We start from the raw sequence: 11,805 nt of genomic DNA, 5'->3' as shown, positions 1-11,805 counted from the left end.
AGACTTCCTTCCACTGAATTAATTTTTAATGCCAACTTTATTATTTGCAATTTCTAATAATCTTTCCCTTATAATTTCTTTGCTTAGTCCCTCAAAATCATCCATAAACTTTTGTAGAATATTCCGATCCATTAAAACAGCTTTTCCAATATGAATTTTAGGGAATATTTGTTCAGGATGAATTTCTCCTTCATTTAAGAGCTCCTCGTACATTTTTTCTCCTGGTCTTAATCCAGTAAACTCAATCCCGATTTCTTCAATAGAATAACCCGAAAGGGTAATAAGATTTTTTGCTAGATCAACAATCTTTACCGGATCCCCCATATCGAGTACAAATAATTCTCCGCCCTTAGCCAAGATACCTGCTTGAATAACTAAACGTGAAGCTTCTGGAATCGTCATAAAATAACGCACCATATCAGGGTGAGTAACTGTTACAGGCCCACCTTTTTGAATTTGCTGCTTAAATAGTGGTATTACACTTCCCCTACTTCCAAGGACGTTCCCAAATCTAACAGCAACAAAACGTGTACTATTACTATTCGCTGCCATATGCTGTACAATCATTTCTGCAAATCGTTTTGTTGCTCCCATTACATTTGGAGGGTTTACTGCTTTATCAGTAGAGACCATTACAAACGTATTTACTTTAAATGTATCAGCTGCTTCCGCGACATTTTTTGTACCAAAAATATTATTTTTAACAGCTTCTTCAGGATTTCGCTCCATTAAAGGTACATGTTTGTGCGCTGCTGCATGGTACACGATATAAGGACGATGTTTCTCCATTATTTCAAATATTTTATGCCTATCCTGTATATCGGCAATTTCTGTCGTAATTTCAACAGTGTCTTTATAAGTAACTCTCATTTCCATTTCAATATTATAAATACTGTTCTCACCATGTCCTAAGAGAACTATTTTTGCTGGCTTGTATTTCATTACTTGACGACAGATTTCTGAACCAATAGACCCTCCAGCACCTGTTACTAAGATTGTTTTATCGGTAATTTTTTCACCGATACCAGTGTCATCCAACTTTACAGGCTCTCGCCCCAATAAATCTTCTACTTGTACATCACGAAGTTCATTCACAGAAATTTTCCCATCAAGAATATCTTCTAACATCGGTACAATTTGTGTTTTGGCATTCGTTTTTGTACATTTTTCAAAAATCCCGTTTACTTCTTTGCGGCCTAATGAAGGAATGGCAATAATGATATGTTCGATTTGAAACTTATCAACAACTTGTTGAATATCTTCTGTTGTTCCTACAACTGGAACATTGTACATTTCTAGCTTTTGTTTTTTTGGGTCATCATCGACAAATGCTACCGCTTCTAAATGTGCCCCGTGATTTTTTTGCAACTGGCGTACAACCATCGTTCCTGCTGAACCAGCGCCAACAATTAATGTACGCGCTTTATCTGTTTTCTTTGAAATATATGTATCGCGGAAAACGCGCCATACGAATCGTGAACCACCAATTAGTAACATATGGAACATCCACGCTATCGCTAAAATACGGAAATAAATATCCTGATTAATCATTTCTTGAACAATTGCAGTAATAATAATTGAAAATGTAACTGCTTTAAAAATATTTTCTAATTCTCCTATACTTGCATACTCCCAAGCTTTCTTATACAACTTATAAAATGCTGCAAAAATATGATGGCTAATAAGCAATGTAATTGAACTAATAATAAGTGTGATTGGAATATTATGTAATGCATCTGGATGAATAAACCAATAACTTAAGTAAACAGAAGTTAATACAATAAAAGAATCTAGTAATACTAAAAATGCGAGTCTTTTTTGATAACTCAAGATACATGTTCCTTCCTTTTATATAATTTAACAATAAGAGTTCTTCCCGCACCTAAAATTTTATAAACCGTACCCTATATTTCTGTATAAAAAGTAGCCGACTTTTCAGTCACATAAAGAGTTCTCTATTTCTATACGTTTAAAGATTCTTTTTGTACAAATTCATCCATATACTTCACAAGTTCATCTTTCAGCTCATCATGCTGAAGCGCTATTTCAATCGTCGTCTGAATAAACCCTAACTTCTCTCCAACGTCATAGCGCTTACCTTCAAAGTCATATGCAAATACACGTTGAATTTCATTTAATCGTTGGATCGCATCTGTTAGCTGAATTTCCCCGCCTGCACCTGTTTGTTGGTTTTCTAAGAACATAAAGATTTCTGGTGTTAATACGTATCGTCCCATAATTGCTAAATTCGATGGAGCTGTTCCTTGCGCTGGTTTTTCCACAAATGTGCTCACTTGGTAGCTGCGTCCTTTTTGTTCAAGTGGATCGATAATGCCGTAGCGATGTGTTTCGTTTTCTGGTACTGTTTGCACACCAATTACTGATGATTTTGTTGTGTTATATTGATCCATTAATTGACGTAAGCAAGGCGTTTCTGCTTGCACAATATCATCACCAAGTAATACCGCAAACGGCTCATTCCCAATGAATTTACGAGCACACCATACTGCATGTCCAAGTCCTTTTGGTTCTTTTTGTCTGATGTAGTGAATGTTGATTTTGGAAGATGCTTGTACTTTTTCAAGCATTTCGTACTTCCCTTTTTCAAGTAAGTTTTGTTCTAACTCAAAGGAGTGATCGAAGTGATCTTCAATTGCACGCTTTCCTTTACCCGTTACGATGATGATATCTTCAATTCCAGATGCAATTGCTTCTTCTACAATGTACTGAATCGTCGGTTTATCAACGATTGGTAACATTTCTTTCGGCATTGCTTTTGTCGCTGGTAAAAATCTTGTCCCCAGTCCAGCGGCTGGAATAATTGCTTTTCTTACTTGTTTCAACTTTTATAGCCCCCTAAATGTATATAATAAAAATTCTAGCTACATCTTCTTGCTTCTTGAAAAGACATAGCTAGAACTTCTAAAAAAATTTATAAAAATAAACGGGCATCTAACCCGACCTCACACCATGCTTCTGACAACAATCGTGTCTAAGGTAGAAATAATCTACCCACAGCATAGCCGAGTGTCTCCATTGATATCGGTTAGGAGGCATCACCGAATGTTTTTCCTTAAAAGAGACCTAATATTTTTTTACGTCGTATTCGTTCTGGCTCTTCTCGGTAAATCATTTTTCCACTTATTAGTTCATATGTATTTTCTTTGAAGTAGTAAAGTGTAGCACCCCCAAATGTCTTCTCTACTTCCTCATACGCGTCTTGTAAGTGAAAAGAGCGCGTCGTTGTGTTATGAGCATCTGATGATATGACATGTGTTAAATGATGTTCTATGAGTTGTAATGAAAATTTTTTTATTTTCTTTCCGAATTTTCCTGTTACGCTTCCAGCGGTAATTTGCGTTAATGCACCTTGATTGACGAGCTTATATAACACCTCGGGGCGTTCGATAATTTCCATATTTCGCTCTGGATGTACAATAATGGGCGTGATTCCTTTTACACGCAGTTCGTATAACATTTTTTCGGCATAGCGCGGGACATGATTTGCTGGAAATTCAATTAATATATATTTATCCGTACGATTCAGCGTAATAATATGTCCCGATTCATAGTCTTCTAATAATTCTCCGTACAACCTGATTTCTTGACCAGGTAAAACGGTTAAATTGATTTCTTCTTCTTTCAATTTATCATTTAACTGCTTTACCTGATGAAGAATGCTCTCTGCTAGATTGATATACATCCCATTTTGATGATGGGGGGTCGCAACAATCGTATGAATTCCTTCTTTACATGCTTCTCTTGCCATTGCAATACTATCCTCAATTGATTGTGCTCCGTCATCAACCCCGGGCAAAATGTGACAATGTAAATCAATCATTCTCATACATCCCCTCTTCATCTATTCTGATTTTTCTCATAATAAGAAGAAAAGATGCCCCCACCTTTCCTCCTTACTTATTTAGTTAGACCCGTAATAGTAATACTCTGATCCATTTTGTTCTTTATCATTTAACACAACGCCAAGAAGTTTACCTTGTGCACTGTCTAATGCTTGTTTTGCTTTCAATGCAGCTTCCTTCTCAGTCGCTCCACTTCGAATCACAAGTACAGAAGCATCACATTGATTCGCCATAATTTGTGCATCTGTAACTGGTAGGATTGGTGATGTATCAAAGACAACAAGATCATATGTGCCGTACGCTTCTGAAAGTAAATCTTTCATTGAGCTTGCTCCAAGTAATTCCGCTGGGTTTGGCGGGATTGGACCACATGGTAAAAAGTCTAAACTTCCAATCTGCGTCTTTTTCACACATGCTTCAAGTGTTTTACTACGCGTTAATACGCTTGTTAAACCAAACATGTTGTCGATTTGCAGCATTTGATGTAATGCTGGTTTACGTAAGTCCGCATCAATAAGTAATACTTTTTTACCTTGCTGTGCAAAGACAACTGCAAGGTTAGCGGCTGTTGTTGTTTTTCCTTCACTTGAATTAGCAGATGTTACGATAAGAGAACGAATCTTCTTATCAACAGATGCAAATTCAATATTTGTTCGAATGTTACGATATTGCTCTGAAACAGATGATTTCGGTTGTTCATAAGCAATAAGCTGACGACGCCCACGGATTGCTTTTTTCTTAAGAACCAATTGTATGCCCCCCTACTCTCTTCGTGCTTGATAAACTACCGCTTGCAGATCCTGTTTCCTCCATACGAGAAACAACTCCAAGAACTGGTACACCAAGTAACTTTTCAATATCTTCTTCTTTTTTCATTGTATTATCCAAGTACTCTAGTAAGAATGCAAGACCGACAGAAGCCATTAATCCAACAACGAATGCAATTGCTACATTTAGCATTTTGTTTGGCTTAATTGGAGCTTGTCCATCCACTACTTCCGCTTTTGATAAGATTGTTACGTTATCAACACTCATAATTTTTGCAATTTCACTTTGGAATACTTCCGCTGTTGTGTTTGCAATATCACGAGCTAACTTTGCATCTTTATCTTGTACCGTAACAGCAATAACTTGTGAGTCTTTTTCATTCGCTACACTAATTTTGCTATTTAATGCCCCAGTTGACATATTCAGTTTTAACTTTTCTTTCACTTGATCTAAAATGACTGGGCTTTTCACAATTACTTTATATGTGTTTGTTAATTGAAGACTTGTTTGTATTTCTCCAGGTTGGAAAACTCCTTCTTGCTTCTTCTGGTTAACAAGAATTTGCGTTGAAGTTTGGTAAATCGGCGTTATAAAGTAGAAACTTACGATTGCGCTTACAAGAGCTGCTCCAATCGTAATTGCGAGGATCATAACGAGACGTTTTCTCAATATAGCAAATAACTCTTTCAAACTTATTGTTTCTTCCATGCCTTCCTCCAGCTTTCAATAATTTGTCATAAAATCTCTTATAAATAAATAAAATGTCAGATTTTCAACTGACAATAAGATTCCATTTAGCTCTAATCATGTTTAGTACTAGATAACTATTTAATATATTACATAACTTACATTAGTATAGCAATAATGGTTGAAAAAATTGTTGGTTAAATTGACAAATATTATACTGCTAAATTCGACATTATTCGACATATATTGTCGTGTATAGGTTTTCATTTACCATATATTGATGATATTTGGATATATTTGTAGATATTAGTGAATATATCATAAAGCGGCTTGTATGTTTATAATACCTTTTTCCGGATAATATTTCCATTATTTATTTTTTTTGTAATTTTATTTTATTATTTTCAGACTTTAATTGATAAATTTTTTAATCAAACATTTGCTAAAAAAAGAGAACCTATCCATCGACAGATTCTCTTACTTTTCTTCTATTTGGTAACGCTAAGCTCATTTTCTACAAGCATCTTCATATAATTCAGAAGATCTTGTTTTAACTCTTCATGTTGCATCGCCATTTCAATTGTTGTTTGAATAAACCCTAGCTTTTCTCCAACATCGTAGCGTTTACCTTCAAAGTCATATGCAAATACACGCTGCGTTTCATTTAAGCGCTGGATAGCATCAGTTAGTTGAATTTCGCCACCGGCCCCAACGTGTTGTTCTTCTAGTAATGCGAAGATTTCTGGAGTTAAGACGTAACGCCCCATAATTGCTAAATTCGATGGAGCTGTTCCTTGCGTTGGTTTCTCCACGAATGTTCTTACTTGATAACGACGATCCTGTTGTTCTAATGGATCAATGATGCCATAACGATGTGTTTCGTTTTCTGGTACCGTTTGTACACCAATTACTGATGCTTTCGTTTTATCATATTCATCCATTAGTTGACGCAAGCAAGGCTTGTCCGCTTGTACAATATCATCTCCAAGTAAAACAGCAAACGGTTCACTACCAATGAACTTACGAGCACACCAAACAGCATGGCCTAAACCCTTTGGTTCTTTTTGACGAATATAGTGTATATTAATTTTTGAAGATTCTTGTACTTTTGCAAGAAGTTCAAATTTCTCTTTTGCTAATAGATTTTCTTCTAATTCAAAAGAATGATCGAAGTGGTCTTCAATTGCACGCTTTCCTTTTCCTGTTACGATAATAATATCTTCAATCCCAGATTCAATTGCCTCTTCAACAATATATTGGATCGTTGGCTTATCGACAATCGGTAACATTTCCTTAGGCATTGCCTTTGTTGCAGGTAAAAATCGTGTACCTAAACCTGCAGCTGGAATTATAGCTTTTCTTACTTTCTTCAACAATAATCATCCTAACTTATAATATTTACTTACAATTATACAATATAATGGCATACTTCTAACTATTTATCATAAAAAAGATAGATGAAAGAAATCCCCCTTCATCTATCTCCATAAATAAACATTATTCATATATCATAATTCAATCTATATTTCATCCTTCACTTATACAATCTATATCACAAAAAGTTTACTCTGCTTCTTTATATACCCAGACATCTTTTAAAATTTCTTTACAACTAACAGCTACACGATCATCAGCCCAAATTAGACTCCCCGCATTAAATATCACAGCCATATTTGGATTATTGTGATAGAAAAACATATCGCCATCTTTAAACTTTCCATTCTCATAACCATGCAAAACTTCAAATAGTTTCACATCAATCATCTCTTTTCTCTATTTTATTTTACACCTCTATATTAAAATTTTTATATTAAAATGCTGTGTTAATGAGATGAATTTATTGTGAACTTCTATACCCTCCTTCCCTTATTAGAATGGAAAAGACACATGATAAGTTCTAAAATATACAGGTCCTCTAAACCAAAAAGATACATACTCAACATAGATATTCTATTTGTAAGGCTGTTTTCCACCTCACTTTCTTACTTCAATTTTTATTTATAGATTCCTTTAGATTTTCTATTGAACTCTTCACATATTTATGCCAATTATTTTATCTTTCCAACAAGATACAACATTTTGCATAAACCAAAAAGAAGATGCTACCTAAATGGTTACTATCAAACCATTTAGGGCATCTTCTTTCGCTATAAACTTAGTTCCCTTTTATTTTAATTCAAGGTGTGCTTTTAACTTTGTTGATAGGTCTTGACGCTCTTGCTCAGGCACAAAGTAATACCAAATACCATCTTCCGCCTTACGTCCATCACCTTTAATTTGGATTTCCTCTGTGTTTTGCATTGCATCTTTGTAGTTCTTTTGCATATCAAACATTTGATCTTGCGTTAAGTTTGTTTTTACGTTCTTTTCAATAGCCTTTAACACATCACCATAGTTCGCAAGAGAAGAAACATTTGCTCCTTTAGCAATAACCGCTTGCAGTACTTGACGTTGACGCATTTGACGACCAAAATCTCCCCTTGGATCTTGCTTTCTCATACGCGTATACTTTAGTGCGTCATCACCTGTTAAATGGATATTTCCTTTTGCAAAATGCGTACCGTCTTGCGTGAATTCTAAATCATTATTCACATCTACACCGCCAACCGCATCAACAATATCCTTAAAGCCTTCCATATTCACTTCAATGTAATAATCGATTGGCATATCTAAGAAGTTCTCTACTGTATCGACAGCCATGTTAATACCGCCAAATGCATACGCATGATTAATTTTATCTTTCTTCCCTTTGCCAACAATCTCTGTATATGTATCACGAGGAATACTTAACAATTTCATTGATTTGTCTTTTGGGTTTAAAGTAATAGCCATTAACGAATCTGAACGTCCTTGGTCACCAGCGCGCTCATCTGCACCCAATAATAAAATGGAAACTGGTTTTGCATCTGCTACTTTTACTTCTTCAGTGCGTTTTTTAGAATGGTCACGATCTAATGGCTGATGCACTTTGTCTAACGTATTTGAAACATTAGAATAAATGTTATAAGCATAAATTCCCCCGCCAATAATACATATACCTACAATTCCTAAAATCCAAAGGAGTATTTTCTTCATTCTCTTAACCTTCTTTCTACCTGTAATAGATTATTTCAATATAAAAGGATTTTTCTATGTATTTCTTAATTTTTTCTTGTCCCAAAACTATTATACGATATATTTGACTTTTTTCCAGTTTTACCTGGATATCATTGGGGTACGAAGCAATAAAAAGGTGAATGAAGTACATCTTCATTCACCTATAAATCAATATTTTCTTGATATCAGATTTACTCTTTCTTATCACCAAGCGCAAATGTAATTTCAGCTTCACAGGCAATCTCACCATTTACAGTAGCAACTGCTTTTCCTTTTCCAATCGGCCCGCGTACACGTGTCATTTCAACTTCTAAACGAAGCTGATCACCTGGGCGCACTTGACGTTTGAAGCGACAGTTATCAATACCAGCAAAGAATGCAAGGCGTCCGCGATTCTCTTCTTTCTTAAGCACAGCAACCGCACCAACTTGCGCTAATGCTTCTACAATTAAGACACCCGGCATTACAGGATAGTCAGGAAAATGTCCATTAAAGTATTCTTCATTTGCTGTTACATTTTTAATTCCAACTGCACGCTTTCCTTCTTCTACTTCTAGAATTTGATCAACGAGTAGAAATGGATAGCGATGCGGGATAATTTCTTTAATTTGCTGTATATCTAACATACTATTCTCTCCTTACACACTAAATTGGTCATACCACCAAAGCACTGTTCTTATTATCCCATTCTCTCCCGTTTTTGTCACGAAAAAACAAAAAAGACGCTTTCTACAGAAAACGTCTTGAAAACCATAAAAAAGATACACCCTTTTTCCTTTACTAATTATCGGTATAACAAAATAATAGCAAATGACACGGAGGTTGGAAAAAGAGTGTATATCAAGTTAGGGAAAGGCAGTATGCTTAAAGCAATACGTACCTTAAGTGTCGTATTCACAAATTATTATAAAGGACAGAAATGAGAAAGAAAAACTGAATATTTTATGGTTTTCCTTGTAATTTCCAAAGTTTTCTTCCGATATCTCTTTTTACCTCACATTATCTTAAATGTATATTTAGAAATTGAGATTACTTTAAAATCATAAGTTTATACTACACTTTTTTATACCCTCATACAAATTCCACTATTAAGATCATACATTAAATGATAGAATTTGAATAATAAGGAAACCGCACTTTTAATACTCGCGAATGACAAAAGAAATCTTAATAATAAGAAAGGAAATAACTAATGGCAAAAGGATCAAACATAGTAGAATTAGACGTACCACTCGAATATACTTGGGACTTTGTTAGTAATATGAATAACTGGGCTCCGCTCGTTAACGGTTACGTCACACATAAAATTATTGATGATCGTCACTCAACTTGGCGTTTACAAGGCGATTTAGGTGTAATAAAGCGTTATATTAACTTACATGTCGAAATTACTGAATGGCAAGCACCTGATAAAATTAGCTTTACCATTGCCTCACCAACAAAAAAATTAATCGGAAATGGATTTTTCCACGCTGAAGCAATCTCACCATCCATAACACGGATAACAAGCGAGCTAGAAATGAAAGCAACCGGAAAGGGCGCTTTCGTTTTTAATAACGCAATGAAACCATTTGTGCCAAGAATGGTAAAGAAGCTTGCTCATGCCGTCGCCAACAAGATAGCGGAACAATGTAATACACATAGTAATACTTAATCATAATATGTTTTCTCACGCATTCCATAAAAAAAAGATTTATCTTTACTCAAAAAGATAAATCTCTAAAAAAGAAACACAATCACTTCTCCACAATCGAGATAGATTGAATCTCGCTATGTGTTTTATCTGAACGTGCCGCAATATAATAACTATTCGTTTCATAGAAGTAGTTATTTTCTTCATTGCTGATTATACTTTCTTTTCCTAATAATTCATTAAGCTTCGCAATAGACATCGAAATATCTTGGAACGTAACCTCTATTACATGATCTTGAGAAATACCAAATTGAATATTCCCATCTTTGACAACTTTTTTTCCTGCTACCGTTTGTAATGGATTTAATGCATTCGGATATGTTGTCTGTAGCTCATTTTCCGTCTTGCCTAAATAAGAAGGTGCATTCTCCAATTGTGCCCCATACACACGTTTTAATAGCGAAAGTAAATCGTCTAATTTCGAATCCTCAATCGTGCTATTTTTAGATGTAAAAGGTACAACATATTGTGCACTCATCCATCCAGTTTCACCACTTAGCAAGTTAACTTGTACCCATTCTGTATTTGCTTCCGTATCCTTTTTGCGATCAGATACAGTAAAGAGATCTCCAAAGTTTGCTACAGCCAAACGTTCACTACTTGTGCTCGCTTCTTTACGAATACTAATTTCATTGCTGTTTACTATATATTTCTCATTTTTAGTAGTCGGCTTAACTGGACTATCCTCATTAGCATTTTTACTTTGGACCGTTTTTTCTACATTTTTATTTCCGCTTTGCGAAGGAATCCACCCTTTATAATAAGAACCAGCTAAAATTCCACAAACTATTAGGGCTATAGCTCCCCCAATCATTACACCAGTCTTCTTTTTAGATTTACTGCGATGTAATTTAAAATTGCGATTTTTTCTTTCCAAACTGGTTGGGTATTCTTGCAATAAACCATGTTGAAATACCTCTGATTGCTCTGCTTGTAGTTGCTTTCTCTCTGTTGGTGTCATTTTATTATACTGATTTAAGAAAGTATGATAGTTTGTAACTACTTCATTCACATCTCCATACTCTCTCACTTGTCCATAATACAACCAAATTGCTTTTGTGCAGAAACTTTTAACCTGATCTAATGAATGACTAATAAAAAAGATTGTTTTCCCATTTTCCTTAAATTCATTCATTTTTTTTAAACATTTATTCGTAAACGTTTGATCACCAACAGATAGAGCTTCATCAATTACTAAGACATCCGGATCAATATTTACAGAAATCGCAAAACCTAACCGGGCTTTCATACCACTAGAATAGGTTTTAACAGGTTGATTCATAAATTTACCTATATCGGCAAATTCAATAACTTTCGGGATAATCTCCTTAATTTTTTCTTCCGTTAGCCCCATCATTAAACCTTTTAATTTAATATTTTCAATCCCATTTAATTGGCCATTTAGTCCTGAGGAAATTGCAATCAATGCAGCTGATCCTTTTATATCAATTTCCCCTTTATTAGGCATTGTAACACCGGCAATTAAATTCGATAAGGTGCTTTTCCCCGAACCATTCAAGCCAACAATTCCAACAATTTCTCCCTTAGGCACTTCAAAAGAAATCTTGTTTAAAGCATAATGAAATTCCCCATCTTCCTGCTTACGAAATAAATCTTTCAGCTTATCAGATGGCTTGTTGTACATTTTATATTTTTTAGTAACGTTTTGAAACTTTACTGTATAATTCATTGAATCAT

At 34.8% G+C, this 11,805-nt stretch carries 11 protein-coding genes; 1 reads left to right on the top strand and 10 read right to left on the bottom strand.

Annotated elements, in window-relative coordinates:
• Positions 1–18: 18 nt before the first annotated feature.
• The 9 genes from CN373_RS19220 to fabZ form a co-directional block, all read right to left on the bottom strand.
• The gene (locus tag CN373_RS19220; RefSeq protein ID WP_098359935.1) at positions 19–1,830 is read right to left on the bottom strand and encodes a polysaccharide biosynthesis protein; all 1,812 of its coding nucleotides are present in this window, start codon (positions 1,828–1,830) and stop codon (positions 19–21) included.
• Positions 1,831–1,961: 131 nt separating this feature from the next.
• Entirely contained in the window at positions 1,962–2,843 is an 882-nt protein-coding gene (gene galU / locus CN373_RS19215) for a UTP--glucose-1-phosphate uridylyltransferase GalU (RefSeq protein WP_098359934.1), read from the bottom strand.
• 230 nt (positions 2,844–3,073) lie between these two features.
• Positions 3,074–3,841, bottom strand: coding sequence for a tyrosine-protein phosphatase (locus tag CN373_RS19210; protein WP_098359933.1), 768 nt, complete (start codon positions 3,839–3,841; stop codon positions 3,074–3,076).
• Between the two features lie 81 nt (positions 3,842–3,922).
• The gene (locus CN373_RS19205; RefSeq protein ID WP_098359932.1) at positions 3,923–4,612 is read right to left on the bottom strand and encodes a CpsD/CapB family tyrosine-protein kinase; all 690 of its coding nucleotides are present in this window, start codon (positions 4,610–4,612) and stop codon (positions 3,923–3,925) included.
• A complete protein-coding gene (locus tag CN373_RS19200; protein ID WP_098359931.1) occupies positions 4,602–5,339 on the bottom strand; it encodes a YveK family protein in 738 nt (245 codons plus the stop codon). The genes CN373_RS19205 and CN373_RS19200 overlap by 11 nt, the downstream gene beginning before the upstream one ends.
• 467 nt (positions 5,340–5,806) lie before the next feature.
• Positions 5,807–6,691 carry a UTP--glucose-1-phosphate uridylyltransferase GalU gene (gene galU / locus CN373_RS19195; protein WP_098359930.1) on the bottom strand — a complete coding sequence of 295 codons (885 nt, stop codon included), beginning with the start codon at positions 6,689–6,691 and terminating at the stop codon, positions 5,807–5,809.
• 190 nt (positions 6,692–6,881) lie between these two features.
• A complete protein-coding gene (locus CN373_RS19190) occupies positions 6,882–7,082 on the bottom strand; it encodes a hypothetical protein (RefSeq protein ID WP_098359929.1) in 201 nt (66 codons plus the stop codon).
• 402 nt (positions 7,083–7,484) lie between these two features.
• A complete protein-coding gene (locus CN373_RS19185; RefSeq protein ID WP_276307612.1) occupies positions 7,485–8,420 on the bottom strand; it encodes a LytR family transcriptional regulator in 936 nt (311 codons plus the stop codon).
• Between the two features lie 185 nt (positions 8,421–8,605).
• Complete coding sequence (gene fabZ, locus CN373_RS19180; RefSeq protein ID WP_000884322.1) at positions 8,606–9,040, bottom strand: 3-hydroxyacyl-ACP dehydratase FabZ; 435 nt, start codon at positions 9,038–9,040, stop codon at positions 8,606–8,608.
• A gap of 566 nt (positions 9,041–9,606) precedes the next feature.
• On the opposite strand from fabZ, the gene CN373_RS19175 reads away from it, so the two are divergent.
• Complete coding sequence (locus CN373_RS19175; RefSeq protein WP_098359927.1) at positions 9,607–10,068, top strand: SRPBCC family protein; 462 nt, start codon at positions 9,607–9,609, stop codon at positions 10,066–10,068.
• A gap of 82 nt (positions 10,069–10,150) precedes the next feature.
• On the opposite strand, the gene tagH is transcribed toward CN373_RS19175, so the two are convergent.
• Entirely contained in the window at positions 10,151–11,797 is a 1,647-nt protein-coding gene (tagH, locus tag CN373_RS19170; RefSeq protein ID WP_098359926.1) for a teichoic acids export ABC transporter ATP-binding subunit TagH, read from the bottom strand.
• Positions 11,798–11,805 lie beyond the last annotated feature (8 nt).

This window comes from Bacillus cereus (assembly GCF_002561295.1).
GTDB lineage: Bacteria > Bacillota > Bacilli > Bacillales > Bacillaceae_G > Bacillus_A > Bacillus_A cereus_S.
The sequence above is the reverse complement of the archived record's forward strand: the minus strand, read 5'-3'. Positions and strand labels throughout refer to the sequence as shown.